Annotated in this window: 26 protein-coding genes; 12 read left to right on the top strand and 14 right to left on the bottom strand. The window is 63.4% G+C overall.

The features are described 5' to 3' along the window. Nucleotides 1-34 precede the first annotated feature (34 nt). Complete coding sequence (gene hisC / locus NKH71_RS25265; protein ID WP_352789556.1) at nucleotides 35-1,144, top strand: histidinol-phosphate transaminase; 1,110 nt, start codon at nucleotides 35-37, stop codon at nucleotides 1,142-1,144. Between the two features lie 6 nt (nucleotides 1,145-1,150). Then, nucleotides 1,151-2,086 (top strand): prephenate/arogenate dehydrogenase family protein, encoded by a 936-nt coding sequence (locus NKH71_RS25260; protein ID WP_352483504.1) that lies wholly within the window; start codon nucleotides 1,151-1,153, stop codon nucleotides 2,084-2,086. A 130-nt stretch (nucleotides 2,087-2,216) separates the two neighbouring features. On the opposite strand, the gene NKH71_RS25255 is transcribed toward NKH71_RS25260, so the two are convergent. Beyond that, the gene (locus tag NKH71_RS25255; RefSeq protein WP_352895397.1) at nucleotides 2,217-3,218 is read right to left on the bottom strand and encodes a DUF2125 domain-containing protein; all 1,002 of its coding nucleotides are present in this window, start codon (nucleotides 3,216-3,218) and stop codon (nucleotides 2,217-2,219) included. A 114-nt stretch (nucleotides 3,219-3,332) separates the two neighbouring features. On the opposite strand from NKH71_RS25255, the gene NKH71_RS25250 reads away from it, so the two are divergent. After that, nucleotides 3,333-3,866, top strand: a complete 534-nt coding sequence (locus NKH71_RS25250; RefSeq protein ID WP_023721103.1) for a gamma-glutamylcyclotransferase — start codon at nucleotides 3,333-3,335, stop codon at nucleotides 3,864-3,866. A gap of 45 nt (nucleotides 3,867-3,911) precedes the next feature. On the opposite strand, the gene NKH71_RS25245 is transcribed toward NKH71_RS25250, so the two are convergent. Further along, complete coding sequence (locus NKH71_RS25245; protein WP_352789551.1) at nucleotides 3,912-4,892, bottom strand: quinone oxidoreductase family protein; 981 nt, start codon at nucleotides 4,890-4,892, stop codon at nucleotides 3,912-3,914. 319 nt (nucleotides 4,893-5,211) lie between these two features. On the opposite strand from NKH71_RS25245, the gene NKH71_RS25240 reads away from it, so the two are divergent. Continuing rightward, complete coding sequence (locus NKH71_RS25240; protein WP_352789548.1) at nucleotides 5,212-6,159, top strand: aldo/keto reductase; 948 nt, start codon at nucleotides 5,212-5,214, stop codon at nucleotides 6,157-6,159. 76 nt (nucleotides 6,160-6,235) lie between these two features. Next, on the top strand, nucleotides 6,236-6,856 hold the full coding sequence (locus NKH71_RS25235; RefSeq protein ID WP_352789545.1) for a LysE family translocator: 621 nt from the start codon (nucleotides 6,236-6,238) through the stop codon (nucleotides 6,854-6,856). A 27-nt stretch (nucleotides 6,857-6,883) separates the two neighbouring features. On the opposite strand, the gene NKH71_RS25230 is transcribed toward NKH71_RS25235, so the two are convergent. Continuing rightward, nucleotides 6,884-7,684 (bottom strand): lysophospholipid acyltransferase family protein, encoded by an 801-nt coding sequence (locus NKH71_RS25230; protein WP_023721099.1) that lies wholly within the window; start codon nucleotides 7,682-7,684, stop codon nucleotides 6,884-6,886. Nucleotides 7,685-7,792: 108 nt separating this feature from the next. After that, nucleotides 7,793-8,701, bottom strand: coding sequence for a LysR family transcriptional regulator (locus tag NKH71_RS25225; RefSeq protein ID WP_023721098.1), 909 nt, complete (start codon nucleotides 8,699-8,701; stop codon nucleotides 7,793-7,795). Between the two features lie 133 nt (nucleotides 8,702-8,834). Between NKH71_RS25225 and NKH71_RS25220 the strand changes: the two genes are divergently transcribed. Beyond that, nucleotides 8,835-9,455 (top strand): pyridoxamine 5'-phosphate oxidase family protein, encoded by a 621-nt coding sequence (locus NKH71_RS25220; protein WP_352515876.1) that lies wholly within the window; start codon nucleotides 8,835-8,837, stop codon nucleotides 9,453-9,455. A gap of 16 nt (nucleotides 9,456-9,471) precedes the next feature. On the opposite strand, the gene NKH71_RS25215 is transcribed toward NKH71_RS25220, so the two are convergent. From NKH71_RS25215 to ftsE, 3 genes are all read right to left on the bottom strand, one after another. Next, nucleotides 9,472-10,236: a YdcF family protein gene (locus NKH71_RS25215; protein ID WP_352789542.1), complete on the bottom strand. Its 765-nt coding sequence runs from the start codon at nucleotides 10,234-10,236 to the stop codon at nucleotides 9,472-9,474. A gap of 88 nt (nucleotides 10,237-10,324) precedes the next feature. After that, nucleotides 10,325-11,308, bottom strand: a complete 984-nt coding sequence (locus NKH71_RS25210) for a cell division protein FtsX (protein ID WP_352495619.1) — start codon at nucleotides 11,306-11,308, stop codon at nucleotides 10,325-10,327. Next, complete coding sequence (gene ftsE, locus NKH71_RS25205) at nucleotides 11,301-11,960, bottom strand: cell division ATP-binding protein FtsE (RefSeq protein WP_023677923.1); 660 nt, start codon at nucleotides 11,958-11,960, stop codon at nucleotides 11,301-11,303. The genes NKH71_RS25210 and ftsE overlap by 8 nt, the downstream gene beginning before the upstream one ends. A 194-nt stretch (nucleotides 11,961-12,154) precedes the next feature. Here ftsE and NKH71_RS25200 point away from each other — a divergent pair, with 194 nt between their 5' ends. From NKH71_RS25200 to NKH71_RS25190, 3 genes are all read left to right on the top strand, one after another. Further along, nucleotides 12,155-12,487, top strand: a complete 333-nt coding sequence (locus tag NKH71_RS25200; protein ID WP_352895396.1) for a hypothetical protein — start codon at nucleotides 12,155-12,157, stop codon at nucleotides 12,485-12,487. A gap of 179 nt (nucleotides 12,488-12,666) precedes the next feature. After that, nucleotides 12,667-13,209, top strand: coding sequence for a hypoxanthine phosphoribosyltransferase (hpt, locus tag NKH71_RS25195; RefSeq protein WP_023721145.1), 543 nt, complete (start codon nucleotides 12,667-12,669; stop codon nucleotides 13,207-13,209). Between the two features lie 299 nt (nucleotides 13,210-13,508). Further along, nucleotides 13,509-13,880: a response regulator gene (locus NKH71_RS25190; RefSeq protein ID WP_023721093.1), complete on the top strand. Its 372-nt coding sequence runs from the start codon at nucleotides 13,509-13,511 to the stop codon at nucleotides 13,878-13,880. Nucleotides 13,881-13,899: 19 nt separating this feature from the next. On the opposite strand, the gene NKH71_RS25185 is transcribed toward NKH71_RS25190, so the two are convergent. Further along, entirely contained in the window at nucleotides 13,900-14,850 is a 951-nt protein-coding gene (locus NKH71_RS25185) for a DMT family transporter (RefSeq protein ID WP_352895395.1), read from the bottom strand. A 222-nt stretch (nucleotides 14,851-15,072) separates the two neighbouring features. Between NKH71_RS25185 and NKH71_RS25180 the strand changes: the two genes are divergently transcribed. Continuing rightward, the gene (locus tag NKH71_RS25180; RefSeq protein WP_023721091.1) at nucleotides 15,073-15,930 is read left to right on the top strand and encodes a LysR substrate-binding domain-containing protein; all 858 of its coding nucleotides are present in this window, start codon (nucleotides 15,073-15,075) and stop codon (nucleotides 15,928-15,930) included. A 78-nt stretch (nucleotides 15,931-16,008) separates the two neighbouring features. On the opposite strand, the gene NKH71_RS25175 is transcribed toward NKH71_RS25180, so the two are convergent. Together NKH71_RS25175 and NKH71_RS25170 are read right to left on the bottom strand one after the other, a co-directional pair. Then, complete coding sequence (locus NKH71_RS25175) at nucleotides 16,009-18,621, bottom strand: TIGR02302 family protein (RefSeq protein WP_352895394.1); 2,613 nt, start codon at nucleotides 18,619-18,621, stop codon at nucleotides 16,009-16,011. Nucleotides 18,622-18,833: 212 nt separating this feature from the next. After that, complete coding sequence (locus tag NKH71_RS25170; RefSeq protein ID WP_352789535.1) at nucleotides 18,834-19,775, bottom strand: threonine/serine dehydratase; 942 nt, start codon at nucleotides 19,773-19,775, stop codon at nucleotides 18,834-18,836. Nucleotides 19,776-19,837: 62 nt separating this feature from the next. Here NKH71_RS25170 and NKH71_RS25165 point away from each other — a divergent pair, with 62 nt between their 5' ends. Continuing rightward, on the top strand, nucleotides 19,838-20,140 hold the full coding sequence (locus NKH71_RS25165) for an ArsR/SmtB family transcription factor (RefSeq protein ID WP_352483516.1): 303 nt from the start codon (nucleotides 19,838-19,840) through the stop codon (nucleotides 20,138-20,140). A 16-nt stretch (nucleotides 20,141-20,156) separates the two neighbouring features. On the opposite strand, the gene lysA is transcribed toward NKH71_RS25165, so the two are convergent. From lysA to argH, 3 genes are all read right to left on the bottom strand, one after another. Beyond that, complete coding sequence (gene lysA, locus NKH71_RS25160) at nucleotides 20,157-21,425, bottom strand: diaminopimelate decarboxylase (protein WP_352495615.1); 1,269 nt, start codon at nucleotides 21,423-21,425, stop codon at nucleotides 20,157-20,159. Nucleotides 21,426-21,441: 16 nt separating this feature from the next. Beyond that, complete coding sequence (locus tag NKH71_RS25155) at nucleotides 21,442-21,648, bottom strand: hypothetical protein (RefSeq protein ID WP_352495614.1); 207 nt, start codon at nucleotides 21,646-21,648, stop codon at nucleotides 21,442-21,444. Nucleotides 21,649-21,718: 70 nt separating this feature from the next. Beyond that, a complete protein-coding gene (argH, locus tag NKH71_RS25150) occupies nucleotides 21,719-23,119 on the bottom strand; it encodes an argininosuccinate lyase (protein ID WP_352495613.1) in 1,401 nt (466 codons plus the stop codon). A 35-nt stretch (nucleotides 23,120-23,154) separates the two neighbouring features. Between argH and tlpA the strand changes: the two genes are divergently transcribed. Then, complete coding sequence (gene tlpA / locus NKH71_RS25145) at nucleotides 23,155-23,838, top strand: thiol:disulfide interchange protein TlpA (protein ID WP_352641354.1); 684 nt, start codon at nucleotides 23,155-23,157, stop codon at nucleotides 23,836-23,838. Nucleotides 23,839-23,840: 2 nt separating this feature from the next. Here tlpA and NKH71_RS25140 read toward each other — a convergent pair whose 3' ends face one another. Further along, nucleotides 23,841-26,273, bottom strand: a complete 2,433-nt coding sequence (locus NKH71_RS25140) for a bifunctional diguanylate cyclase/phosphodiesterase (RefSeq protein ID WP_352789532.1) — start codon at nucleotides 26,271-26,273, stop codon at nucleotides 23,841-23,843. Between the last annotated feature and the right edge of the window lie 8 nt (nucleotides 26,274-26,281).

Here is a 26,281-nt window from a genome sequence, read left to right as displayed (position 1 = left end):
TCCGGATGGAGGCATCCTCGACGGATTTCATGGAATGAGCCAGACACCGGATCAGACACGTCCAACGCCCCGCGCCGGCATCATGGACATCGAAGCCTATGTGCCCGGCAAGAGCGCGGCGCCGGAAGGTGTCGCCAAAGTCTACAAACTGTCGGCGAACGAGAACCCGCTCGGTCCTTCGCCAAAGGCGATAGAGGCCGCGCGCGCGGTCGCCGACAAGCTCGCGGTCTATCCCGACGGCAGCGCCAGGCGCCTGCGGGAGGCGATCGCCGAGGTGCATGGGCTCAATCCGGCGAACATCGTCTGCTCCAACGGTTCCGACGAGATCCTGGGCCTGCTTGCGCAGACCTACCTCGCGCCCGGCGATGAAGCCATCATCACCGAACACGGCTTCATGGTCTACAAGATCTACATCCAGTCGGCCGGTGCCGTCCCGGTAACGGTCAAGGAGACTGATGAACGCGCCGACATCGATGCGATCCTCGCCGCGGTGACGCCGCGTACCAGGATCATCTTCCTTGCCAATCCGAACAACCCGACCGGCACTTACGTGCCGTTCCAGGAGGTGCGCCGCCTGCATGCGGGCCTGCCGCGAAACGTGCTTCTGGTGCTGGATGCCGCCTACGCCGAATATGTCCGGCGCAACGACTATGAAGCTGGCGTCGAGTTGGTGGGCAGCGCGGAAAACGTAGTCATGACCCGCACTTTCTCGAAATTGGGCCTCGGTGGCGCGAGGATCGGCTGGATCTATGCGCCAACGCACGTCATCGACGCGATCAACCGCGTGCGCGGGCCCTTCAACGTCAATGCGACGGCGATCGAGGCAGGCATCGCGGCGATCCGCGACCGGGCTCATATCGAGCGCAGCGTCGCGCATAACGAGACCTGGCTGGCCTGGCTGAGCGAGCAATTGACCGGGCTCGGGCTGCGGGTGACCCCGAGCGTCGGCAATTTCATCCTGATCCACTTTCCCGAGGACAAAAAGCATTCGGCGGCGGCCGCCGACGACTACCTCAGTGCGCGCGGCTACATATTGCGGCGCGTTTCCGGCTACGGTTTTCCCAACGCGCTGCGCATGAGCATCGGCACCGAAGAGGCTAATCGCGGCGTTGTCGCAGCACTCGCGACATTCCTGAAAAGCTAGGGCACCATGACCTCACCGATGTTCGAAAAGATCGCGCTGGTCGGCATCGGCCTGATCGGTTCGTCGCTGGCCCGCGTCATCCGCCGCGAGGGACTTGCCGGCCAAGTCGCCATTTCGACGCGCAGCGAAGCGACGCTGGAGCGGGCGAGCCAACTCGGCCTTGGCGACACCTACACGACAGATGCGAAAGAAGCGGTTCGCGATGCCGATCTGGTCATCGTTTCGGTGCCGGTCGGCTCTTCAGGCACGGTCGCCCAGGAGATCGCACCGGCGCTGAAGAAGGGCGCCATCCTCACCGATGTCGGCTCGACCAAGGCATCGGTGATCGCGCAGATGCAGCCGCATGTGCCTGATGGCGTGCACTTCATCCCCGGCCATCCTTTGGCCGGCACCGAAAAATCGGGACCGGATGCCGGTTTTGCCGAACTGTTCGAGAACCGCTGGTGCATTTTCACGCCGCTGGCCGGCACCGATCCCGTGGCGTTGGAAAAGCTCTCGGAATTCTGGCGCCGCTGCGGCTCCAACATCGACACGATGGACCCCCAGCATCACGACATGACGCTGGCCATCGTTTCGCACCTGCCGCACATCATCGCCTATAACATCGTCGGTACCGCCGACGATCTGGAGTCGGTGACCAAGTCCGAGGTCATCAAATACTCGGCTTCCGGCTTTCGCGACTTCACCCGTCTCGCGGCGTCCGACCCGACCATGTGGCGCGACGTCTGCCTGCACAACAAGGACGCCATCCTCGAAATGCTGGCGCGGTTCTCGGAAGATCTGTCCTCGCTGCAGCGGGCGATCCGCTGGGGCGACGGCGAAAAGCTGTTCGACCTGTTCACCCGCACCCGCGCTGTCCGCCGCTCGATTATCGAGGCCGGCCAGGACATCGACGTACCGGATTTCGGCCGCCAGGCAGTCGAACACCCGCCGAAGGGATAAGCCGCGGCAAGCCGATCGCAGGCCGTACCGCCCCAGAACGGTTCATCGTTTCACGGAAACGCCGAACCGGTCTATCTTTTTGTTTGACGCAATCCGGACGGAAAACCGTTCACAATTTCCTGGAATTGCTCTAGTCGAGCGGCTTGATCTTGCCGAGCGGGATGAAGCCGAGCGAGGCCTTGCCCTTGACGATCTTCAGCGGCATCGACGGTGCGTTGCCGAGCAGCGCCAGTCCGGCGAAGCCGGTCTCGATTTCTTTCTTCTGCTCGGGGATGGCGGTGGCGAGGATTGCCGCCACGGCCTTCGGATCATTGAGCTTGATCATCAGGTCGGCATTTATGAGACCATCATTGTCGACCGACAGCGGTCCGGAAACGGTGATGCGCGCAGTTCCGGACGACAGATCGAGCTCGCGGATTTCGACCGCCTGGCCGCGCAGGCTCTTCGGATTTGCCTTGATCAGCGTCACACCGTTCTTCAATGTCACGTCGCCGCTGCCGTCGAGTGGCGGCAAGACGCGCCCGCCGATGGCCTCTGCGTCGATTTCGAGATCGGTGAAATTGCCGGCATAGTCGATGTCCGGGCCGTTTGGGCGCAATTGTCCGGTGGCGGTTCCGGCGCTGAACAGCGAGACAGGATCGGTGTCGTCCGCCGGATCGGTCTGGCCGGACAGGCCTTCTGCCTGCAGCGAGAGGCGCCCCGGCAGCGGCCAGGACAGCTTCATGTCGGCCCGCAGATCATCCCAGTCGATCCACAGCGACGTCGTGCCGGGAACAGAGGTCCTGAGCGGCCCCCTGAACTCGGCGGCAGGCGACAGAAGCCGCGTGATCTGCGTGGCGGCGTTGATTTTGCCTGTCGATGCAGCGACGTTGCGGCTGTCGTCCTCGTAAGCCAGACTTTCGCAAGAAAGCGTGAAGGTGAAGGGATAGCCGCTGACCGCGAGATTGGCGCAGTCGGCCTTGATGCCTTTGTCGTCGAGATCGGCGACCGCCTTGTCGGTTGCACTCTCGACCAGGTCCGCCAGGTAGAACCAGCCGGCGCTGTAGATGCCGAACAGCACGAGGACGAAAGCGGCAAGCCACAACAGGCGGCGACGTTGGCTGGGCGGTGGGCGCTCGTCACTTGACGTCATGCTGCGGCTTTCGTTAACGCGGGTGGCACGGGCGGGCTGTCGCTTGCGGCAACAACAGGTAGACGGACTGAAACACCACCGGTGGAGTGGTTCGTCACAATCAGGCTTGGCGATATGGGCGATTTTTGGGTTTTTGGCTACGGCTCACTGATCTGGCGGCCGGGATTCGCGCATGTCGAGACGCGGCGTGCCCGCCTGCATGGCTATCGCCGTTCGCTCTGCGTCTATTCTTTCGTGCATCGCGGCTCGCGCGAACGGCCGGGCCTGGTGCTCGGCCTCGACCGCGGCGGCTCCTGCATCGGGCTGGCGTTCCGGGTTCCAGGCGAGCTGCGCAACGAGGTCGTCACCTATCTGCGCGAACGCGAGCTGGTCACCAACGTCTATCTCGAGCGTGTGCTCAGCGTCCGCCTCGACAAGCGTGAAACGGATGGGGGCGAGACGGTCGAAGCCATCGCCTATGTCGTGGACCGCAGCCATGAGCAATACGCCGGTGCGCTCGACGCCGCCGAGGCAGCAGCCGTCGTTCGCGGCGCCGTCGGCCAGTCGGGGAGGAATGAGGATTACGTGCTCAGCACGCTGGAGCACCTCGAAGCACTGGGTATAAGCGATCGCTGGCTGGAAGAGGTGACAAGACGGGTCGCGACGTAGCTTCTTTGGTCGTTGACCATGATGCTTTCGGCGTCGTGGTCCGGGCTACATCCTGAAAATCTGTTTGCCAAGATCGGCGCGATCCAGGCTGTTTGCCACGGCGAGCTTGAACTCGGTCAACGGGCGGAGACCGCCGACAGGAACGTGGAAGCCGGGCTGGCCGAAGATGTCGATGATCTCGCGTAGCACAGGTCGGTCGGCTTCGACCGGCGGCGAAAAGAAGTAGCGATAGATATTCGCCCTGATCTCCACGCCGCTCAGCAACACATCGAAATTGTGAAGTTCGAAGCGCTCGGCACTCATGCCGCCATTGATCACCATCTGCCCGCCGAGCGCCAGGGTGCGGATCAATTCGCCGCTGACAGGTCCGCCGACATTGTCGATAATCCCGTTCAATCCGGCGTCACCGGTGATATCCATCACGGCTTCCCGGATACTTGCCTTCAAGTCCGAAAGGTCAAGAATGGCGGCGACGCCAAGCGTCTTCAGATCGAAGCTTTGGTGCGAGCGCCGCACCAGCGCGATGACGTTGATGCCGCGTCGTTGGGCGAACTGCATCACCATTGTCGAAATCGACGAATAGCCGGCCGTGACAGCCAGCCACTGGCCAGGCCGCACACGGGAATCCACCATCAGATCCCACGCGGTAATGGGGTTCACCATCTGCCCGGCGCGTTCGACCGGATAGCCGGCAGGCAACGGGATCAGCCATTCGGCGGGAATGGCCGCGTACTCGGCCCAACTGCCATAATAGCTGAACGCGACGAGCGTGCCCGGTTCCAGCAAAACGTTCGCGCCAACGGCTTCGACGATGCCGGCGCCATGGTTTCCCGCGATCTGCTGGGGAAAATGCGGCTTCTTCGGTTCGGGATAGAGGTTCTGGATAAACAGGAAGTCGCCCGGATTGATCGAGGCCGAGACCATCCTGACCAGCACCTCGCCATCGCCGATCCGCGGCATCGGCAGGTCGTCAACGTAGAGCACGTCGCGCGGCGAGCCGATGGCGTCAAATACAATTGCTTTCATGCCGGTCTCCATAACAAACGATCCGGGGCAAACAGTCTGGGCTTGGCCAGACCGTGCCGAAATTTGCGTCGGCGCCGCGGAACTTATGGCCGGCCGGCAAAGGCCAGAATTGGCAGATTTGACAATCTATGTGCTAAACTTGCCAATTTCCTCAGAGGGGCTGGTTTGGAAGCCGGACACGGCGCGGCGGGTCGCGGTTTTGTGAAGCGCCAGCGGGTTGGAAAAGAGGCTATGCGTTTGACGTTGCCATGGCGCGACATAGGTTAGCCCGGTCGGCGGCTCCCACCCGCCTCAGCATGAATCACCATGGAGATCAGCCTTGCAGAAACGTCGTCTCGGTCGCACCGACCTATCCATCGCGCCATTGGTTCTGGGCGGCAATGTGTTCGGCTGGACCGCCGATGAGAAAACCTCGTTCGACTTGCTCGACCGCTTTGTCGACGCCGGTCTCAACGCCATCGACACGGCCGATTCCTATTCGCGCTGGATTGCCGGCCACCAGGGCGGCGAATCCGAAACCATCATCGGCAAATGGATGAAGAGCCGCGGCAACCGCGACAGGGTTGTCGTCATCACCAAGGTCGGTTCGGACATGGGGCAGGGCAAAAGGGATCTGTCCGCCGCCTATATCGAAAAGGCCATTGATGCCTCGCTGAAGCGGCTGCAGGTCGATACCGTCGATCTCTATCTGTCGCACTGGCCCGACCCTGCGACCCCGTATGAGGAAACGCTCGGTGCTTACCAGAAACTGCTCGACAAGGGCAAAATCCGCTATGCCGGCGCTTCCAACCTCGACGCCGCCCAATTGCGCGCCGCACTCGACGTAGCAAGCCTGCGCGGCCTGCCGCGCTACGAGGTGCTGCAGCCGGAATACAACCTCTACGACCGCTCGTTCTTCGATGGTCCGCTGCGTGATCTGTGCGTGGCCGAGGACATCGGCGTCATCACCTATTTCAGCCTCGCCAAAGGGTTTTTGAGCGGCAAGTACCGCAGCGAAGCCGATCTCGGCAAAAGCCCGCGCGGCGGCGGTGCGAAAGGGTATCTCAACGCGCGTGGCATGCGCATTCTCTCAGCGCTCGACGCCGTGTCGGCCAGACATTCGGCCAAGCCGGCGGAAGCGGCGCTGGCCTGGGTCATGGCGCGCCCCGGCGTCACCGCTCCGATCGCCAGCGCGACGACGCTCGGCCAGCTCGACAGCCTGGTGCGTGCGGCGTCGTTGCAGCTCAGTCCGGACGATATCGCCGAGCTCGACAAGGCCAGCGCATAGCCGCGCACGATCGTTCAAGACCCGCACCGCTGCCTTGCCTACCGTCCTACATCGTCACAGGATGCAGGGACGCCGCATGGCCGGACAGGTTCTTCTCGATCAGCAGCTATGGCAGCAATTGCTGGCGCTTGTGCTGGCATCGGCCATCGTCATGGGCAGCCCGGGGCCGGCGACGATAAGCGTCACCGCGGTCGGCGCCGCGTTCGGCCTGCGGGATTCGCTCCGCTATGCCTCGGGGATCGTTGTTGGCACGATCCTCGTGCTCGTGGTGGTGGCGACGGGCATCATGGCCGTTCTCGCCGCGTTGCCGAAGCTCGCGGCGCTGCTGGCGGTCGCCTCGGCAGCCTACATCCTTTACCTGGCGTTCAAGATAGCGACGGCGCCGCCACTGACGGCACGCGTCCGTGGAGCGGCGCTTCCCACTTTCCTTGGCGGGTTTCTTCTGGCTGTTGCCAACCCGAAAGCCTATGTGGCGATTGCCGCCGTGTTCGCCAGCGCGTCTTCCGGCGCCGTCGGTCTCGGTATTTCAGCCAAGCTGGGGGTTCTCACCTTGATGATCGTTGCCATTCATCTCTTGTGGCTTCTCGCCGGCGCAGCCTTTGCACGTTTGCTGCGCAAACCGCTGGCTTCGCGGATCATCAATCTGGTGTTTGCCGTGACGCTGGTTGCAACAGCCGCCCTGGCTGCCCTGCCGTGAGCCCTTGTGGCATCTGAGGCCGTTGCCTCAGCCTTTCAATTCAGGTTTCGCGTCCAGCTCACCAAGCCTTTTCACCGCAGTCGGCGGCATCGGCGGCGGGTTCGGCGTTTGCGACGCCTCGACGAGGAGCTGGTCGCAGGCGGCCTCCGTCTCGCCGATCAGCCGTTGCATGAATTCGTCCTTGCCGAGGCCGGGCGGGATCGGCGACAGGAAGCGCGCCTTGATCGTGCCGGGATAGCGCAGGAATTTGCGGCGCGGCCAATAGAGGCCGGCGACGTGAGCGACCGGCACCACCGGAATGCCAAGTTGCGCGTAGAGTTCGACGATGCCGTATTTGTAGACCGGCTCGTCGCCCGGCGCCCGGCGCGTGCCCTCGGGATAGATGATGAGCTGGCGGGGATTGCGCGCCAATTCCTGTTTGGTCGCGGCGATCACCATCTTCAATGCCTTCGAGCGGCTGCCGCGGTCGACCGGAATCATCCGCATCTTCAAGATGTACCAGCCGAAGAACGGGATCCAGGTCAGCTCCCGCTTCAATATGTAAACGGGATCGTCGAGGAACGGCAGGAAAGCGATCGTGTCCCAGAAGGACTGGTGCTTCGGCGCCAGGATGAAGGAGCCTTCAGGCAGGTTCTCCTGGCCGGTGATCTCGCTTCTGGTGCCGGCGATCTTGTCGTAGAGCCACATGCTGGTGCGCGACCAGAATTTCGGCACGAACCAGGCGCGGTGGCGCGGCGACAGGAAATAATACGGGGTCCAGAGGATCATCTGGACGATCAGATTGAGGTAAAAGGCGAGATTGAACGCCAGCGAGCGGAAATAGAGCATACAGCAAGTGCCCGGTGAGGAGGTGTGCGTTGGTTACACCAAGCGCCGGCAAAAAGGAAACGGTGCGAGGCGGGCGATCGGCCCGGTTTTGCGGTAGGCCGTCCTTCGTCACGCCTGCCACGCCGCCTGCAGCAGGCGCTGCTTCAGGCGTGGGGCGGCGAAGTCGAGGAACGCGCGCAGCTTCACCGGCAGCAGCCCTTGGCCGGCGTGGACGAGGCTCACCGGCCATGGCTCGGGCTCGAACTCCTGCAGCACGGGGCGCAGCGTACCCGACCGAACCGCGGCGGCGATCTGGTAGGAAAGCAGCCTCGTCACGCCGACGCCAGCAATCGCCGCATCGATTGCCGCCTCAGCGGTGTTGACCCGTAACCTGGAGCGGACCGGTACGGTGAATTCGGCCTTGCCGGTGGCGAAACTCCAGGCGGAGGCGTTGAGCCCTTCGAAGGTGATCGCACTGTGTGCTGCAAGCTCTTGCGGCGTTTTCGGCGTGCCGTGCTCGGCGAGATAGGCCGGGCTCGCGCAAACGACGCGGCGGATCGAACCCAGGCGGACGGCGACCAGGCTCGAATCGGCAAGGGCGCCGATGCGGATGGCGAGATCGATGTGCTCTTCGACCAACTGGGTTATCCGGTCGGCGAGTGTCAGCCGCACACTTACGTCGGGGTAGGCGGCGAGAAAGGCGGTGACGACCGGCAGCACATGCAGGCGGCCGAAGACGATCGGCGCGGTGACGATCAGTTCGCCGGTCGGGGCGCTGTACTCGCCGGCGGCTATTCGCTCGGCCTCGCCGACCTCGTCGAGAATGCGACGACAGGCGGCGAGATAGGCGTGGCCGGCATCGGTCAGCGACAGCTGCCGCGCCGAGCGGTTCAACAGCCGTGTCTTCAGGTGCCTTTCCAGGTCCGAAACCTTGCGGCTGACCGTCGTCAGCGGAATGCCGAAGCGACGCCCGGCAGCCGAAAGGCTGCCTGTCTCCGCCGCGGCAACGAAAAGCGACATGGAGTGGAGGCGATCCATAACTTTCCCGAAAAAATTGGCCCTTCCGAAGAATGGAAGGACGCATCGCAGATATGGCATCTGCTTCTCGAAGATGGAAGTATCTACTTTTCGGTGAGTAATGCAGCGTACTCGGCAGTTGAGGAGGGTCTTCATGAACGCTCACACCAGCGATGTTGCCTTCACACCGACGGTGAAGGCGATCCAAGCCCGCAAGGGCTCGCGCCAGGCCTATGCCCGTGTCGAGGAGCGTGGTGGCTGGCAGGCGGCAATCACGCCCGATCTCGCCGCCTTCATCGAGGCGCAGACCAGCGTCTTCCTGTCGACCGCCAATGCTGACGGGCAGCCTTACATCCAGCATCGCGGTGGGCCTGCCGGTTTCCTCAAGGTGCTCGACGAACGGACGATCGGCTTTGCCGATTTTTCCGGCAACAGGCAGTTCATCACCCAAGGCAATCTCAGCGACAACCCACAGGCTTTCCTGTTCCTCATCGATTATGCCCACCGGCAGCGCATCAAGATCTGGGGCACAGCGCAGGTCGTCGAGGGCGATGCCGAACTGATGGCAAAGCTGATGCCGCAAGACTACAAAGCGCGACCCGAACAGGTCATCCTGTTTACCGTTTCTGCCTGGGATTCCAATTGCTCACAGCACATCCCGCAGCGTTTCGAAGCGGCCGATGTGGCGGCGGCTCTGGCCGAACGCGACAGGCGTATAGAACGGCTCGAGCAGGAGATCGCGCGCTTGCGCTCGGGTGCAACAGCCAGGGAATAAAAACTGCCGGTGCCGTTCAGTTTCCGCCCGCGGCGTCGGCCAGCGTGACGCTGTTGGGCGGTTGCTTCACCGGCATGATGCCACGCGCCAGCGCCAGCAGGTATTTGCTGTATTCGGTGAACAGCACGCGCAGCGCTTCCGGCTTGGTCAGCCAGCCGCCATTCCCGAGGTTGGTGTTGACCACCGGATAGGGTTCAAGCCTGGCGCCGCGTAGCAGCCGGCCCATTTCCAGCAGGCTGCGCGGCATGTGATAATTGTTGGTGACGAGGATGACCGTGCCGTAGGCATGGTCCTCGACCCATTTGGCGCTTTCCTCGGCATTGCCGATCGTGTCGAGCGCGGCGCGGTCGATGTCTACGCAGCAGGAAAACAGCCTCTTGTCGCCGCCGGTCGCGGCTTGAAGCTGGCGGCGGCTGGCGGAAGGATGGACGCCGCTGATCAGAAGCCGCTCGCCCTTGCCGGACGCAAGCAGGCCCATCGCGGCGTCGAGGCGCGACTGACCGCCGGTCAGCACGATGATAGCGTCGGCCCTTGCCGGATCGGCGGGCGTCGTCAGACGGCTGACGGTGTTGGCGAACCAGCCGAAGCCGGCGACAAACAGCGCCACAAGGGCGAGCAGAACGAGGGCCGAAAGTCGCAAGGAGCGGGCTGCCAGCAGCCGCCCGTGTTTGGCGAACTGATCCGGCTTGGCAAATTCATCAGGCCCGGCGAATTCATGCGGACGCGCAACCAGCACTGGCATGCACCCAGCGGTATCGGTCGAGTCCCGAACGTCCATCATGAAATGGTTAACCCCGAAATACGGCCTTTGGTAGGAAAAAAATGCAATTTTCGTGACGATGCGTTTTCATCCGTGATCGATCTTTCCTTTAGCCGGCGTCCGGCTGGCGAATGTCGATGTCGCTGAGATAGGTAACCACGGTGAAATGGGAGGTTGCCGCGGTCAGCGCGCCGATCACCAGCACCATGACAGCGACCCCGAGATAACCCGCCGAGCCGATGGCGAAATTGCCGAACAGGGCGGTCGCCTGGTCGGCCTGCGGCGTTGCCATGTTGCGTGACGACCACCAGGAGAAGACGATGAAGACGAGGATTGCCGCGGCGCCGCCCGCCGCGGCGCCCTTCATGCCGGTGACCAGAAAATGCCGGCGGAATTCGCGCGCGATGAAGCGCGCCTCGGCGCCGACGAAATGCAGCACCTCGATGATGTGGCCGTTGCCGGCCATGGCGCCGCGCGTCGCGAATACCACGGTCAGCACCGTCGCCGACAGCATCAGTGCCAGCACTGCGATACCGATCGTTACCGTGGTGCGGGCCATGGCAACCAGCCGGTCGACCCAGGTGCGATGATCGTCGAGCGAGGCACTCGGCAGCTTCGGCGTGATCGCCGCGCGCAGTGCGGCGAAATCGGGCGGACTGTTCTCGTCGATGGTGATGATGATCAGACGCGGCACCGGCAGCTCATCGATGTTCAGGCCCGAGCCCAACCAAGGCTCGAGCAGCCGGGCCGTCGCTTCGCGGTCGACGATCCTGGCGCTTTTCACGCCGGGGAATTCGCCGGCGATCTGCGAGGCCAGCGCAAGTGCGGCCTCCATGTCGAGGCCGTCGACCGGCTTGATCTGGATGGTCGCCTCGCGCGAGATCTGGTTCTCCCAGACCGAGGCGGTGTCACGCACCAGCGTGACTGCGCCAAACGTCAGGCAGGACAGAAACGTCATGATGGCGATGACCAGCACCAGCGCCCGGCCGGCGATGTTCTGCGCCGGCACGATCGGCGCCATCTTGCGCTGGACGCGGGGCTTGGCCGCCGCGGCGTCGTGACCCTCGAAATGTTCGACGGAGAGCTCAGTCATAGATGTCCAGCCTTCCGCCGGCCAGGATCATGCGCCGTGCGTCGACCTGTTCCATCAGGCCGAGGTCGTGCGTGGCGATCACCACGGCAGTGCCCAGCCGGTTGAGCTCGATGAACAGCCGCAGCAGGCGTCGCGCCAGTGGTGGATCGACATTGCCCGTCGGCTCGTCGGCGAGCAGGATCTCGGGCTGCTCGATCAACGCCCGGGCGATCGCTGCGCGCTGTTTCTCGCCGCCTGACAGCACCGGCGGCAGCACATGCATGCGTTCGCCGAGGCCGACCCATTTCAGCAGCTCGGTGACGTCGGTGCGGTAGGTCGCCTCCTCGCGGCCGCGCACGCGCAGCGGCAAGGCCACGTTCTCGTAGGTGGTCATATGGTCGAGCAGGCGAAAATCCTGGAACACCACGCCGATGCGGCGTCTCAGATGCGGCAATTCGGTGCGCGAGATGCGCGAGCGGTCCTTGCCGAAGATGGTGATCAGGCCGCGCGTCGGCTTCAGCGACATGAACAGAAGCCGCAGCAACGTCGTCTTGCCGGCGCCTGAAGGTCCGCTCAGGAACTGAAAGGAGCGCTCCGGAATGTGCAAGGAGATGTCGCGGAGGATCTCCGGACCCATGCCATAGCGGAGGCCGACATTTTCGAAGCGGATCACTTTCGACGACCTGAAATTCTCGGCGGCAAGATGCCAGCCCTTTCTGTGGAAAGACCATCGGCCGGCATGGTTAACCGACGGTTAATTTGGGGGCTTTTCAAACGAGTCACAGGGGTTCCGGTGGGGAAGCGTTAACCATTTCCGTTTACCCAAAAGAAACGAACAGCGAACAGGTGCCGTAGTGTTGGGCCACGATGGCTGACGATCGAACCGCGCGCCCGGTTTCCGGCGAAATCATGACCGATCCGGCCGCCGAGCCGGAACGCATCATGCGCGACGTGACCGCCGACGTCATCGATGCCGATTATGAGGTGCTGCCCCGCCATTTTACGAGTCCAGACTTTGCACCGCCGCCTGCGCGCATGATTTCTACGCCTTCGATCGAAGGCATGGACATGTTGCGCAAGCCCGAAACCGCCGTCGAACGGCCGTTGTGGGTGCACGGTGGGCCGATCTTCTGGATTGCCGGCGTCGGTGCCGCCTTTGCCGCCTTCTGGATTTCGGGCGGCCATGCGCTGGTTCGTTAGAACGGCACCAGAAAATCAACAGGTCACCAGATAAACGATTCGCGACGCGCTGGAGACCGTTCGCGGCGCCCTGCCAAAGATTTGGCCTTGCCAGACGGCTCGACATGCCTAGAAACGGGGTTGAAGACCGTTTTCGGTCAGCTTCGCCTACAAGGCGATCATTTCTGGAAAGGCGGCCAATGCCAGTTGTGCGCGGCAAGGACATCGAAGTCCTGTTTTCGGCGTCCGCCATCGCGCGGCGGAATCTGGAACTTGCCAAGGAGATCGCCGGGCACGACTACCACGACCTTCTGGTAATCTCGGTGCTGAAGGGATCATTCATCTTCGCCGCCGATCTTATCCGTGCCATGCACGATGTCGGCCTGTCGCCGGAGGTCGAGTTCATCTTCATCTCGAGCTATGGCGCCGGGACAACCAGCGGTGAGGTGAGGGTGCTGCGCGACATCGACAACGAGGTCGCCGGCCGCGATGTGCTTCTCATCGACGACATTCTCGAATCCGGCAAGACGCTGAGCTTCACCCGCGACCTCATGCTGTCGCGCGGCGCGAGGAGCTGTGCCATCGCCGTGCTGCTCGACAAGCGCATGCGCCGCCAGACCACGCTCAACGCCGACTATGTCGGCTTCGACTGCCCCGATTATTTCGTCGTCGGTTATGGCATGGACGTCGCCCACGCGTTTCGCGAATTGCCGTTCGTCGGCATGGTCAAGGGCGACGCTTGAGGCCTTTTTGATAATTCTACTCCGGCGGCCACCTGACGCAGTGTTCTGCGCTTCCTGCAGCGCAGCGCGTCCTTTGGACGCGCAAAGGACGCTGTAGCACTTTTGATTTTGCGCATGATGCTTTCCGAAATCGAAACCGAGTTCGGGATCAAGCGCGAAGCTCCCGGACTCGAACGTCCGCTCCGCTCCGGTTCTCGAAAACCACGCCATCTGACTCGCCGGAGCGAATTCTGAAAAGGCCTCATCGACACTCAGCGCCTTCAGGAAACATCAACTTTTCCTCGCCAAATATCCTGCCCATGGCAAAGCTCTTGATCGTCGAGGACGATGAATCCGTCCGCACCCTCGCCGCCCGTGCGCTCGAACGCGCCGGGCATAATGTCACTATTGCCGCCGACGGCGCGCACGGTCTTTCTCTGATCCGGGCGGCGCAAGGGGGCTACGACCTTGTGCTGTCCGACATCCGCATGCCGGAGATGGACGGCATCGAGATGGCCAAGGCGGCAGCGGCGCTGTTCCCGGCGATGAAGATCATGCTGATGACCGGCTTTGCCGATCAGCGCGAGCGCGCCGAGGAATTGGACGGCGTTATTCTCGATGTCGTGCAAAAGCCGTTCACGCTGGCTGAAATTCGCGCCCGCGTCGAACAGGCGCTCGCCTGTTTCGCCTAAAGCCCAAGGCCGACCGCCTTCACGCAGGGTCGCAGGTCGCAGCGATGGCTGGCGCGCCGCTCCGGCGCCGGCTGGCATTGAGCGCAAACAGGCCGGCGCCGATGATGAGGGCTGCGCCGGCCGCCGTCGCCGGTCGCGGCACTTCGGCAAAGAACAGAAAACCCCATAGCGGCGACCAGATGATACCGGTGTATTCGAAGGTGGCGACGCTGTTGGCGGGCGCCAACCGGTAGGCCTGCGACAACAGGATCATGCCGGCCGAGGCAACGAAGCCGCATGCCCCCATCTTCAGCAGATCCGGCGTCGTCGGCCAGACCCATGGCCGGACTAGGAATTCGAGGCTCGGATGCACGGCATGGTCGATGTCTGCCAGCCAAAACAGCCCCGCCACCAGGGCAGCACCGGCCAGATAGGCGCCGTTCTGGTAAAACGCCATAACGGTCGAGGATTCGGTGTCGCCGATCTTGCGTGCCATCAGTTGCGAAAAACCGTAGAGCAGAGCCGAGCCTAGCGACAGCAGCGCCGCCCAGTCGAACACGCCGGCACCCGGGCGCGCCATCACCAGCACGCCGAGCATGCCGACCAGGACGGTGGCGAGCGCCTGCCAGGACACGCGTTCGCCGAGATACGGGCCGGCCAGCGCCATGATGAACAGTGGCGCCATGAAATAGAGCGCCACCGCGTCGGCCAGCGGCAGGGCGGCGATTGCCAGATAGTAGGCCGTGTAGGAGGTGAACTGGATGAAGGCGCGCATCGTCAACATGCCGAACCGCTTCGACTGGATCGCCTGCAATCCGACGTCGGCGTGGACGAGGAAAACCAGGATCGGCAGGGCGACGATCGAGCGGATCGCCATCACCTCGGTGACGGGATAGCGGCTCGACACCGCCTTGACCAGCGGGTCCTGCAGTGAAAAGACCAACACGCCGAGACAGAGGCTGAGGATGCCGAGCACAAGCCGATTCTGCATGGGCGCTCCGGTCTCCTGCGCGCCGGCCGGAAGCAGGCCTGCATCCGGGTAAAAAGAACCCGCCACCGTTTCGGGCAGCGGGTACGAGTGAGGACTTTTGATTGGTCCGCGGCCGATTTCGCGGCCGCATATCCAATGGGTGAGGCGACTATCGTCCGCCGTTTGACATGTTGCAAACGAATTGGAATGATGCCAGCAATCAGATTTTCTTATGGCGGGCACATGCGACCCAATCTCGACAGCGACCTCTTGCGCACCTTCGTCGCGGTCGCCGACACCGGCAATTTCACCAAGGCGGCGGAGCGGGCCGGCCGCACCCAGTCGGCGGTCTCGATGCAGATGAAGAAGCTCGAAAGCATGGTCGGCGACAGCCTGTTCGAGCGCGGCTCGCGTGGTGTGGCGCTGACGCGGCGCGGCGGCGAGCTCATCGCCAACGCCAGGCGCATCGTTTCGCTGCTCGACGAGACGGCGGCATCGATGGTCGCGGCGCCGCTTGGCGGGCCGGTGCGCATCGGTATCCCGGAGGAATATGGCCACGCGATCCTGTCGCGCGCGCTCGGTGCCTTTGCCAAGCGCCATCCTCAGGTCGACATCACCGTCCGCTACGCGCATTCCGGTGCGCAGATCGCGGCGCTCGCCGCCGGCGAGCTCGATCTGGCGGTGGTGTTCGAATGGCAGGATCTCTCGGGCGGTGAGGTGCTGATGCATGATCCGACCGTATGGGTGACGTCGGAGCTGCATCACATGCATGAGGACCGGCCGGTGCCGATCGCGCTCTACAACCGCGCCGGCTGGTGCAAGGATTTCGCGATAAAGTCGCTGGAACAGCGCGGTCTCGCCTATCGTGTCGCCTACACCAGCGATACCAATGGCGGCCTGCGGCTCGCCGTCACCTCCGGGCTGGCGATTGCGCCGATCTCGCGCAGCAACATTCCGGCCGGCTGCCGCGAACTTACGGCCGCCGACGGCTTCGGCGACATCGATTCCTCGAACGTAGTGCTGCGGCGCAATCCGAACGCTTCCGGCGAGGCGATCGACGGCATGGAAGAGGCGATCCGCGAGGCGTTCACCAACCGTTAAACACGTCGCTCGGTCCGGCCATAGCTGCCACCACGGAGGACCGCGCACGGCGATCTTCCAAAAATGTAGAGTGCAGCCTTACTTCAGCTCCAGCAACCGCTCCAGATAGCTGCGCTCGATATCGGGGCTGAGCGCGTTGCCGAGCCGCTTGCGGATTGCCTCGAGGATCTGGCGCGCGCGCTGCACGTCGATCTCGTCAGGCACTCTCACCGAACTTCCGTCATCGGGACCCTCGCTGGTGCGGGGCCGCCCGAGCGGGTCACGGTCGGCATTCTGCTGGCGTCCGCCCTGCCCGTTGCCGCCCTGGTCGCCTTGCATCGCTTGCAATTGCTTCATCATATCCTTGGCGCCCCTGCGCAAGGCTTCCAATGCGCGGCCCTGGTGGCCGACGGCTTGGTCGCCCTCGCCCTCGCCGAGCGCCTGTTCGGCATTGCCCATGGATTTGCCGGCTTCGCCAAACCCCTCATTGGGGTCGAGGCCCATGCCTTCGAGGCCCTTCCTCAATTGATCGAGCTCGCTCTGCAGCTTGCCCTGGCCTTCCTGCAATTGCTTCAGCGCATCGGCAAATTCCTGCGGCGTCATCGGCTTCGGCCGGCCGAGCGGATCGCGGTCGTCGCCCGGGCTGGGCTTGCCCTCTTCGCCCATCGGGCCTTGCTCACCGTTCTCGCCGAGTTGCTCGTCGCGGTTCTGCCCGCGCTGTTGCTGGCCGCGCTGCATCTGGTCCATACGGAAGGTGTCGTTCATCATCTCCTGCTGGCGCCGCATGATCTCGCCCAGCTTGTCCATCTGCTGGCGCATCTCGCTGTCCTGCTGGCCGCCTTGCTGCTGGCGGCCTGCCTGCAGATTGTTCATCATGTCCTGCAGCTCCGACAGCAATTGCTGCGCCTGGTCGCGATTGCCGGATTTCGCCAGGTTCTCGATTTGGTCCATCATGCGGTCGATGTCGCTCTGGCGCAGTTCCTGGCCGTTTTGCTGCATCTGTGGCGCATTCGGATTCTGCTGCGCCCGCGCCGCGAATTCCTGCAGGAACTGGTTCATCGCCTCGCGCAGTTCCTTCATCGCCTTCTCGATCTCTTGGTCGCTAGCGCCGTTCTTGATCGCATCCTGCAGCGCCTGCTGCGCCTGGCGCAGCCGCTTCTCCGCCGCCGACAGATTGCCTTCCTCGATGCCGAGCGCGATCTCCCAGAGGTAAGCGACCTCGTCGCGCAACTGGTCGTCGCTGTCGGCCATCTTCAGCCGGGTGCGGGCGCTCATGATGGCGAGGTAGTGCGCCATATTGTCGAACGTGTCTTCGGGCCTGAGCGTGATCGCATCCATCAGGTCGAGGACGCGGTCCTTGGCATAGGCGTCGAGCGCCAGCATGCGGCGCTGCTCGACCACGGCCCGCGCCAAGGGGTTGGAGAATGGCCGCTCCGGCATCACCAGCGTCTTGGTTTCGCTGGTCGCCGTGTGTCCGGCGCCGTCGGTGGCGACAAGCGACAGCTTGACGTTGCCACCGGCCCAGACATGGTCGGTCAGATCCTTCGTCGTTTTGGCGGCATTGGCCTTGCCGCCGCGGCGCGGCAACGTCAGCGGCATATCCGGCGGGCCATAGAGCGGATGCGCGTTGGGCACCTGCGGATCGGCCAATGCGAAAACCGCCTTGGCGGAGGCCGCGCCATAGTCGTCGTCGATCTGGTAGTTGAGCTCGAAGGCGCCGTTGACGGCGCGTTTCGGCTCACCGACAAAGCGGATCTGCGGCGGCTTGTCGGGGATTATGGCGAAGGCCCAGCGGCCGAGCTCGCCGTCGCCGGATTGCAGCGTCAGCATGCCGTCGGCCGTCAACTTGCCGCTGAACTGGCGCACGGTGGAAGGCGTTGCAGTATTTGCCTCTGGCTTGGCTTGCGGCCCGGTCGGATCGATGGCGCGGGTGTTGCCGCCGGCGTCGGCGTAGCTCAGCGTTTCCTCGCCCGAACCGCCCGTGACGCGCAGCGACACGTCGCTGCCCTCCGGAACGGTGAAGGTCGGCGCCGCTTGATTGGCATTGTTGGCAAGGACAGGGGCGTTGAGGAATACTGGTGGCCAGCCGGTATAGGCCGGTGGCGTCACCCAGGCATCAATGCGCGGCGGCACGACGTCGCGCGCGGCACGGGCAACAAACCCGTCACTCAGCTTGCCGCCCGACGGCCCGAAGGAGAAGGCAAAGGCGGTGACCAACAAAAGCGCCGCAACGGCGCGCAACGCCCACGGGTCATGCTCGGGGACGCGCGTGCGCGGCACGTCGCCGCCAAGCTCGCCCAGCCGGTCCGCCATGCGCCGCTGATGCTCGCGCCACAGGGCTCGCGAAAAAATGCTTTCCTTGCCGCTCGGGCGATCGGTCTGGACCTGCACCGGGCTGTGCAGCAACCGGTTGGCCGCCTCGATGCGGCGGTCGACCTCGGCACTGGATGGCGTGCGGAAGAAACGCAATGGATAGAGTGCGGCAAGCGCTGCGACGCCGAATGCCGTGATGAGACCGAATCGCGCTAAATCGGGCAAAAGCGGGAACAGACCGAGCCACGAGATACTGAGAAACAGGCTGGCGACGATGATCAGCGGCAGCAGCAACGGCCAGCCGCGCTCGACGATTATCGAGACCTGCGTCGCCAGCCGGCTCAAGGCAAGGCGCCCGGCCAGGCTGCGATCGCTGGTAAAGACGGGTCGTTGCGTCATCGGCCCTTCCTGGCCGGGCGGGATAGCCCGGACCTCACGAGTCTATCGCATGGGCCCGAAAAGTCGATTTTCGGGAAGCACGATGCGAAGACCCAAAATCTTAGCGCATACGTCGTGCATTCAGGCGGCTGCACGTCGCCCTAAGGATACCAACAAACACGGCGAAGGCGAGGCGGTTCCCCAAAACGTGAACAATAATGCCCCGGATATTGTCAAAATTTCGCTGGATTGGCGTTTGCGCCGCAGACCAGAACGGCAACGCGCTCGCCCACAGCCGGCCTGTAGCGGCCGGACAGGAGCGCCGCGAAGGCCGCCGCACCGCCCGGCTCGGAGATGATTCGCACCCGGTCCCACAGCGCCGCCTGGGCGGCGATAATGTCGTCGTCGCCGACGAGGATCGAGCGCTCGACGAACGCCTCGGCGATAGGAAACATCATTTCGCCGACACGCTTCGGCGCGAGCGAATCGGCGGCGATGCCCTCGGTCGGGGCATCGACAGGCCGGCCAGCCTCGAAAGCGCGGTGTAGCGTCGGCGCACCCTCCGGCTCAACGGCAATGATCCTGATGCGGCCGGAAAACCAGGCGGCGATGCCGCCGATCAAGCCGCCGCCGCCGACAGCGACCAGCAGCGTGTCGAGCTTCGGCAGGTCGGCCTCGATCTCGAGGCCCAGCGTGCCTTGCCCGACCAGCGTCTCCTCCTGGTTGAAGGCGTGGATCTGCAGCGCGCCGGATTTTTCGGCGAAGCTCTCGCTGGCGGCCAGCGCCTCGGCATAACGGGCGCCGCCGACGATCAGCTCGGCGCCGTAGCCGCGGATGCGGTCCAGCTTGGCCGGCGGGCTCACTTCGGGAACAAAGATGGTCGCCTTATGGCCGAGCCGCATGGCGGTATAGGCGACCGCGGCGCCGTGGTTGCCGCCCGATGCGGCGACGACGCCAACTGCGGGAACCGGCCGTTCGAGGAGATTGGTGAACGCGCCACGCGCCTTGAACGAGCCGGAATGCTGCAGGCATTCGAGCTTCAGGTCGACAGGCAGAGGCGGGCGGCCGAAATCGGCCATGTCGACGCGCAGCACCGGCGTGTGGCGCACGAAGGGCCGGATGCGGGGTTCCATCGCCGCAATGCGCTCGCGGGTGATCGTGTGGCCATGCAGCATGCTTCACTCCCAGAGTTGACATTCAGAGTTGACATTACTTAGTAACTTGGCAAAGTGCCTAAATGCAAGAGGTCGACGTCTTCAAAGCGATTGCCAGCGAGCGCAGACTGCAGATCCTCGATTGGCTCAAGGACCCGCGCGCGCATTTTCCGCCGCAGGCGGACGGTGATCTGGTCGAGGACGGGGTCTGCGCGCTGCTGATCGCGGAAAAGCTGGGGATCACGCAGGCGACGCTCAGCGAGCATATGCGCGTGCTCACCCAGGCAGGGCTTTTGCGCAGCAAGCGTATCAAGCAGTGGATATTCTATCGCCGGAACGAGGACAGGATCGCCGAGGCCAGGGCGCTCATCCAGCACCGGCTGTAGCGCTGCAAGGTATCTCTCAGGTCAACCAATCAGGCACCGAATCCAGCCCGATCAATTCGTCATAGGTCTGGCGCGGGCGCACGATGTGGAAGCGGTCGCCGTCGACCAGCACTTCCGGCACCAGCGGCCTGGTGTTGTAGGTGCCGGCCTGGACGGCGCCATAGGCGCCGGCGGTGGCGACAGCGATCAGGTCGCCGGCTTTCAGCCTGGGCAGGTCACGGTCGAGCCCGAGATAGTCGCCGGTCTCGCAGACCGGGCCGACGACGTCGACCCTCATGCGCGGTGCTGCGACCGGCTGCTGCACCACCGGCCTGATGTCGTGGAAGGCGTCGTAAAGGGTCGGCCGGATCAGATCGTTCATCGCGGCGTCGACGACGAGGAAGTTCTTGGCGTCGCCCTCTTTCACGAAGATGACCTCCGAGACCAGGATACCGGCATTGCCGACGATCAGCCGGCCCGGCTCGAACATCACTTTCAGCCCGAGCTTGGCGACATGCTTCCTGACGATCTGGGCATAGGCTTCGGGCAAAGGCGGCGGGTTGTTGTCGACGCGGTAGGGAATGCCGAGGCCACCACCGACATCGATATGCTCAATGGCATGCCCGTCGGCACGCAACGCGCCGACCAGTTCCACCAGCAGCGCGAAGGCGTCGTCGAAGGGCTGCAATTCGGTGATCTGGCTGCCGATATGGGTATCTATGCCGGTGATCTTGATGCCCGGCAACTCAGCCGCGCGGGCATAAACCTTCCGCGCCTGCTGCCAGGGAATGCCGAACTTGTTCTCGGCCTTCCCAGTCGAAATCTTCTTGTGCGTCCTGGCGTCGACATCCGGGTTGATGCGCAGCGAGATCGGCGCGATCTTGCCCAGCGCGGTGGCGCGGGCCGACAGCAGCTCCAGCTCCGGTTCGGATTCGACGTTGAAACAGAGAATGCCGGCCGAGAGCGCAAAATCCATTTCGCGCGCGGTCTTGCCGACGCCTGAAAACAGGATCTTGCTTGCCGGAATGCCGGCGGCCAAAGCGCGGCGCAGTTCGCCTTCCGAGACAACGTCGGCGCCGGCGCCGAGCCTTGTCAGCACCTTCAACACAGCCTGGTTGGAATTCGCCTTCATGGCATAGCAGACGAGGGCGTCGAGCCCGGCAAAAGCTTCGGCAAAGACGCGAAAATGCCTGGTCAGCGTCGCCGTCGAATAGCAATAAAACGGCGTGCCAACACTGGCGGCGATATCTGATATTGCCACGTCCTCGGCATGCAGTACGCCGTCGCGGTAGTCGAAATGGTTCACGAGATCGGTCCGAAAATCAGAGCAGCGGGTCGAGGATGAATTTCTTGTCCTCGACAGGTTTTTCCGGCTCCGGCGGCAAAGATTGCTTGGCCTTCTCGGCGTCCTTGCGCGCCTGCACGGCTGCCGCGTAGGGCGTATCGAGCGCAGCCTTCCTGCCGCAGGCCGCAACGGTCGCCATCGCCGCTAGCAGCGTCAGCGTCACCAAAATCCTGCTTCCGGTCATCGCGTCATCCGTCCGAAACTGTTGCCCGCAGCGCTTCTAGCCGAGTTTTGCGGCCATTGCACCCCGCGTCTTACGCCTTGGCGAGCCGCTTTTTCCAGTAGCGGATCTGCTTGCGCACCTCGGACGGCGCGGTGCCGCCGAAGCTTGTGCGGCTCTTTACAGAATTCTGCACGGCCAGAACCGAAAACACGTCGGCGCTGATACCGAGGTGAATGGACTGCAAATCCTGCAGCGAAAGCCTGTCGAGCCCGACCTTCTTGTCCTCGGCCAGCGCCACCGCCCGGCCAGTGATATGGTGCGCCTCGCGGAACGGCAGGCCGAGCGTGCGTACCAGCCAGTCGGCGAGGTCGGTCGCAGTCGAATAGCCGGCGCCGGCCGCCTTTTTCATCGCGGCAGTGTTCACCGTCATGTCGCGCACCATGCCGGTCATCGCCGCCAGCATCAGGTCGAGCGTCTCTGCCGCGTCGAAGACGGATTCCTTGTCTTCCTGCATGTCCTTGCCATAGGTCAGCGGCATGCCCTTCATTACCGTCAGCAGGCCGACCAGATGGCCGGTGACACGGCCGGTCTTGCCGCGCACCAGTTCGGCGGCGTCGGGGTTCTTCTTCTGCGGCATGATCGACGAACCCGTCGAGAAGCTATCCGACAGCCTGACGAAACCGAATTGCGGGGTCGACCAGATGATGATCTCTTCGGCCAGCCGCGACAGATGTGTCGCGCAGATCGCCGCCAGCCCCAAGAATTCCAGCGCGAAATCGCGGTCCGAAACGCTGTCGAGCGAATTGCGCATCGGTTCGCGAAAACCAAGCGCCGTTGCCGTCTGGTGCCGGTCGATCGGAAAGCTGGTGCCGGCAAGGGCGGCCGCACCGAGCGGGCTTTCGTCCATCCGTTCGATCGCATCGCGGACGCGCGACAGGTCGCGCGCAAACATCTCGACATAGGCCATGCAGTGGTGGCCGAAGGTCACCGGCTGCGCCGCTTGCATGTGGGTGAAGCCCGGCATCACCGTTGCCGCATGCTCCTCGGCCCGGGCGAGGAACGCTGTGATCAGGCCTTTCAGCGCCTCGGCGACACGAAAGCACTCGTCTTTGACCCAGAGCCTGAGGTCGACCGCCACCTGGTCGTTGCGCGAGCGGGCAGTGTGCAGGCGGCCGGCGGCAGGGCCGATCAAATCGGCGAGGCGGGCCTCGACATTCATGTGGATGTCTTCCAGCCTGGTCGAGAACTCGAATGTGCCGGCCCCGATCTCTGCCAGGATCGTGTTCAGCCCGTGACTGATTTTTTCTTGATCGGCCGCCGAAATAATGCCCGTTTGCGCCAGCATCTCGCTATGGGCGATCGAGCCGCGAATGTCCTGGGCATAGAGTTTGCGGTCGAACGAGATCGACGCGTTGATCGCTTCCATGATTGCGGCCGGACCCGAGGCAAAACGTCCGCCCCACATCTGGTTGCTGGCCTTCTTGTCGCTCATCGCTATAACCCGTGCTCCGGAGCAGTTTTTGAAAAATGGCAGACGGCAATAGATTTTTCCCGGCTTTGCGTCTCATCCTCGCCGCTTTGGTTGCGGGCGTGCTGGCCGGCGCGGTCGCGGTATATGTCAGGGAAAGCGGTTCTGGCAACAACGCGCCCGCGCAAGTGGCCGCCGGCGGCGGCAAGGACGACGTCGCCTGCGCCGCCAAGACCGACCATGCCAAGAAGATCGCCGCGGCCGCTACCGGTCAAGTCGCCGCGCTTTTGCCGGCGGATCCGCCGCAATCGCTGAAAAGCCTCGCCTTCAACGGCCCCGACGGCAAGCCGACGACGATCGCCGATCATGCCGGCAAGACGGTGCTGCTCAATCTGTGGGCAACATGGTGCGCACCTTGCCGCGCCGAAATGCCGGCGCTCGATGCACTGCAGAAGGAGATGGGCAGCGACGCGTTTCAGGTTGTTGCAGTCAACGTCGATGCCGGCGACGATACCAAGCCGAAGAAGTTCCTCGAGGACACCGGCGTCAAGGCGCTCGGCTATTATCGCGATGCCACCATGGCACTGTTCAACGACGTCAAGACGCGCGGCCTGGCGCTCGGTCTGCCGGTCACCATGCTGATCGATGGGCAAGGCTGCCTGATCGCCCATATGAACGGCCCGGCCGAATGGTCGGGGCCGGATGCCAAGCGTCTGGTCGAGGCAGCGCTTCAGCCGGGATAGGCTCAGACCGTGCGCAGGCGCGGCTTGAGCACGGCGATGCTTGCGCCGCGCCGGCTGGCGGTGCGGACTGCCGGAGCCGTGACGCCCGTCAACTCGCCGAATGTCTCGATCGGAGCCGGTTTGCCGAGGTAATAGCCTTGCCCGATCTCGCAAGCCTCGGCGTCAAGGAACTGCAATTCGCCCGGCGTCTCGATGCCCTCCGCCAGGACCGGCAGGCCGAGACCGCGTCCAAGCCCCAGCACGGCGCGGACGATCGCCGCGAACTGGCCGTTCTTGTCGACCGATTTGATGAACGACCCGTCGATCTTGATCTTGTCGAAGGGAAAGGCGCTAAGGTTGGACAGCGAAGAATAGCCGGTGCCAAAATCGTCCATCGCCACATGCACGCCAAGCGCCTTGACCTGCCTCAAGGTTGCCAATGCGCGGGGCATGTCCTTCACTAGGGCCGTTTCGGTGATCTCCAGTTCGAGCCTGCCGGGTGCGAGGCCGGATCTCGACAGTGCGTCGTGCACCTTGCGGCTGAAGTTCGGATTGTGAAGCTGCACGGCGGAGACGTTGACGGCGACCATCAGCGGATTTGTCCAGCGAACAGCATCGTTACAAGCCGTCGTCAGCACCCAGTCGCCGATCTGCGCGATGGCGCCACTGTCCTCGGCCACGGGGATGAAAACGGCCGGGGAAATGTCGCCCCGCTCCGGATGCTGCCAACGGACCAGGGCTTCGAAGCCGATCATCTTGCCGCTGCGGATTTCCTTCTGCGGCTGGTAGACGAGGTGGAACTCCTTGCGGGCGATCGCCTGGCGCAGTTCATGCTCCATCACGCGCTTGTCGCGGGCCGCGGTGCCCATGGCTATCTCGAAAAAACGATACGTGTCCCTGCCCTCGGTCTTGGCGCGATGGAGTGCCGTATCGGCATGGCCGATCAGGCCGGCCTGATCTTCGGCATCCAGCGGAAAGAAGGCGATGCCGATGCTGGCCGAAACAAGGCCGGAGCCGACTGAAACCCTGTTTTCCTCCCGGATCGCCGCCAGCAAGTCCTCGGCTATGCGGCCTGCGGCCAGGGGGTCGGGGAGGTTCGGAGCTAAGACGGCAAACTCGTCGCCGCCGAGACGCGCGAGCATCTGTCCGTGGCGCGGAATGCCGGAAATGCAGTGCGCCAGCTTCTGCAGCATGGCGTCACCGGCGCTGTGGCCGTAGAGGTCGTTGACTTGCTTGAATCGGTCGAGGTCAAGCAGCAGGAGCGCCAGATATCCATCCTTGCTGCCACGCTCCATCGAAGCGATTTCTGCTTCGAGCCGGGAAGAAAAGCTCCGCCGATTGGCAAGCCCGGTAAGTGGATCGAAATGCGCGAGACGGAGGATCTCTTCTTCCGCCTTCTTGCGCTCACGGATGTCGCGAACGGCAAGCACCGTATGAGGCCTGCCGCAGTAGGCGATCTTCCTGGCGATCAGCTCGACAGGAATTCTCGTGCCGTCGCTGCCCCTCAATTTCGTTTCTTGTGCCTGTTCGCCGAAGCCGGATACATCGGCTGCGCTCTGTCCATCGAACAGCTCGCCGAGTTGCATCGTGTTCAGGGTGGCTGTCGCCGTGCCCGTCAGTTTCGCCATGCTGTCATTGGCGCTGACTATGCGTGTGCCATCGCAAACGATCAGCCCTTCGACCGCGGCATTGGCGAGATCGTGCATGCGATCGGCCTCGAGCCTCTGCCGGCGAAAGCGCAGGTCGATCCACAGCGCGGCGCCTGACAGCACAAGGATTACCAGGCTGGCGACCGCTGCGGCAAAGGCCTGGGAAATGGGCTCGATGGAATGTTCGGATATTTCAATCGAGGAATCCGGAATGATCGACACCGCGCCCATCGCGATGAAATGCAAGCTGCAAATCGCCAGCGTCAAAAGCGCGGCGCCACCAAGTGTTGCGAGCGCGGACGGGCGGCGCAAGACGACAAGGAGCGCCATTGCCGCGAGCGTCCCGCCGGCCAGAAGCGATATCGCGACAAGGAGCAGGTTCCATACGATCCGGCCCTCGACCTCGAACGCCGCCATGCCGATGTAGTGCATCGTCGCGATGGCACCACCGAGAATGGCACCGCCGACGAGGAAATGGTCGATGCCGCGGCGCAAGGTGGCAACCCACATCCCAAGCGCGGTCAGGATGACGGCGGCGGCAAGCGAAAAGGCGGATAATCCCGGATTGTATGCGTTTGGTATTCCCGGCGTAAACGCAGTCATGGCGATGAAATGCGTCGCCCATATGCCGAACCCGGTCGAAGTTGCGGCGATCATTAGCCAGACAAGCCGGTTTCGGTTGGTCGATCGGCCGACGTGCTTAAGGAGATTTACTGCAGAGAAGCAAGAAATGCCGCAGACGAGGGCGGCAAGTGCGACCAGTCTCAGGTCGTGCTGACTTACAATACAATTATAGACCGTCAGCATCCTGGGTT

Source organism: Mesorhizobium sp. M0983 (genome assembly GCF_040318975.1).
GTDB lineage: Bacteria > Pseudomonadota > Alphaproteobacteria > Rhizobiales > Rhizobiaceae > Mesorhizobium.
The sequence above is the reverse complement of the archived record's forward strand: the minus strand, read 5'-3'. Positions and strand labels throughout refer to the sequence as shown.

What these genes read in the sequence shown, in the direction of transcription:
- hisC (WP_352789556.1), top strand. Translation starts at nt 35, where the DNA reads ATGAGCCAGACACCGGATCAGACACGTCCAACGCCCCGCGCCGGCATC.
- NKH71_RS25260 (WP_352483504.1), top strand. Translation starts at nt 1,151, where the DNA reads ATGACCTCACCGATGTTCGAAAAGATCGCGCTGGTCGGCATCGGCCTG.
- NKH71_RS25255 (WP_352895397.1), bottom strand. Translation starts at nt 3,218, where the DNA reads ATGACGTCAAGTGACGAGCGCCCACCGCCCAGCCAACGTCGCCGCCTG.
- NKH71_RS25250 (WP_023721103.1), top strand. Translation starts at nt 3,333, where the DNA reads ATGGGCGATTTTTGGGTTTTTGGCTACGGCTCACTGATCTGGCGGCCG.
- NKH71_RS25245 (WP_352789551.1), bottom strand. Translation starts at nt 4,892, where the DNA reads ATGAAAGCAATTGTATTTGACGCCATCGGCTCGCCGCGCGACGTGCTC.
- NKH71_RS25235 (WP_352789545.1), top strand. Translation starts at nt 6,236, where the DNA reads ATGGCCGGACAGGTTCTTCTCGATCAGCAGCTATGGCAGCAATTGCTG.
- NKH71_RS25230 (WP_023721099.1), bottom strand. Translation starts at nt 7,684, where the DNA reads ATGCTCTATTTCCGCTCGCTGGCGTTCAATCTCGCCTTTTACCTCAAT.
- NKH71_RS25225 (WP_023721098.1), bottom strand. Translation starts at nt 8,701, where the DNA reads ATGGATCGCCTCCACTCCATGTCGCTTTTCGTTGCCGCGGCGGAGACA.
- NKH71_RS25220 (WP_352515876.1), top strand. Translation starts at nt 8,835, where the DNA reads ATGAACGCTCACACCAGCGATGTTGCCTTCACACCGACGGTGAAGGCG.
- NKH71_RS25215 (WP_352789542.1), bottom strand. Translation starts at nt 10,236, where the DNA reads ATGATGGACGTTCGGGACTCGACCGATACCGCTGGGTGCATGCCAGTG.
- NKH71_RS25210 (WP_352495619.1), bottom strand. Translation starts at nt 11,308, where the DNA reads ATGACTGAGCTCTCCGTCGAACATTTCGAGGGTCACGACGCCGCGGCG.
- NKH71_RS25200 (WP_352895396.1), top strand. Translation starts at nt 12,155, where the DNA reads ATGGCTGACGATCGAACCGCGCGCCCGGTTTCCGGCGAAATCATGACC.
- hpt (WP_023721145.1), top strand. Translation starts at nt 12,667, where the DNA reads ATGCCAGTTGTGCGCGGCAAGGACATCGAAGTCCTGTTTTCGGCGTCC.
- NKH71_RS25190 (WP_023721093.1), top strand. Translation starts at nt 13,509, where the DNA reads ATGGCAAAGCTCTTGATCGTCGAGGACGATGAATCCGTCCGCACCCTC.
- NKH71_RS25185 (WP_352895395.1), bottom strand. Translation starts at nt 14,850, where the DNA reads ATGCAGAATCGGCTTGTGCTCGGCATCCTCAGCCTCTGTCTCGGCGTG.
- NKH71_RS25180 (WP_023721091.1), top strand. Translation starts at nt 15,073, where the DNA reads ATGCGACCCAATCTCGACAGCGACCTCTTGCGCACCTTCGTCGCGGTC.
- NKH71_RS25175 (WP_352895394.1), bottom strand. Translation starts at nt 18,621, where the DNA reads ATGACGCAACGACCCGTCTTTACCAGCGATCGCAGCCTGGCCGGGCGC.
- NKH71_RS25170 (WP_352789535.1), bottom strand. Translation starts at nt 19,775, where the DNA reads ATGCTGCATGGCCACACGATCACCCGCGAGCGCATTGCGGCGATGGAA.
- NKH71_RS25165 (WP_352483516.1), top strand. Translation starts at nt 19,838, where the DNA reads ATGCAAGAGGTCGACGTCTTCAAAGCGATTGCCAGCGAGCGCAGACTG.
- NKH71_RS25155 (WP_352495614.1), bottom strand. Translation starts at nt 21,648, where the DNA reads ATGACCGGAAGCAGGATTTTGGTGACGCTGACGCTGCTAGCGGCGATG.
- argH (WP_352495613.1), bottom strand. Translation starts at nt 23,119, where the DNA reads ATGAGCGACAAGAAGGCCAGCAACCAGATGTGGGGCGGACGTTTTGCC.
- tlpA (WP_352641354.1), top strand. Translation starts at nt 23,155, where the DNA reads ATGGCAGACGGCAATAGATTTTTCCCGGCTTTGCGTCTCATCCTCGCC.
- NKH71_RS25140 (WP_352789532.1), bottom strand. Translation starts at nt 26,273, where the DNA reads ATGCTGACGGTCTATAATTGTATTGTAAGTCAGCACGACCTGAGACTG.